Raw genomic sequence first — 538 nt, forward strand, 5'->3', positions numbered from 1 at the left:
TATTCGATACAGTGCTGCCTGAGATTGTGTGGGATATCGGCTGGGAGGACACGCCCGTCATGGGGGTCATCCGTGACCTCGCACGAGGCAAGGTCAGCCTGAAAGAGGCGGAGGAACGGCTGCTGCAGCCGGTGAGCATTCGCCAGCCCTATGCCTCCAGAGCTGGTAAACGCCTTCCCGCTGACAGCGTGCTGAAGAGGCTGGCCGCCTTCATCCAGGTCAATTATCGCCTCGACCCGAATCACACGCTCTTCCCGTGCGATCCATTCGCGCTGGCGACCAACGGTAGCAGCCTTGGTTTTGGGTCATCAGGGGTGATCTACGCGCTCATCCGTGCCGGAGTGGAGGTGCCCCAAGCTGCATGGGATCGGCATCTCGCCGAGGTCTCGAGCCTGAACAGCCAGAATGCGGCACCGGGCTTCCTTACCGGCCTCGCGGGGATCGGTTGGGCGCACCTGGCAATGGGAGAGGCCGCCACTGGCCTCAGCTTTGTGGACCAAGCCAACAGGAGTGCGCAGAAAATCACACATCCTTCGCT

At 61.7% G+C, this 538-nt stretch carries 1 protein-coding gene; it reads left to right on the forward strand.

Annotated features, from left to right (window positions below):
* The coding region (locus AAE045_RS24215; RefSeq protein WP_455549840.1) for a hypothetical protein at positions 1–538 on the forward strand (538 nt) is incomplete at both ends.

This window comes from Dryocola clanedunensis (genome assembly GCF_038405435.1).
Taxonomy (GTDB): Bacteria; Pseudomonadota; Gammaproteobacteria; order Enterobacterales; family Enterobacteriaceae; genus Dryocola; species Dryocola clanedunensis_A.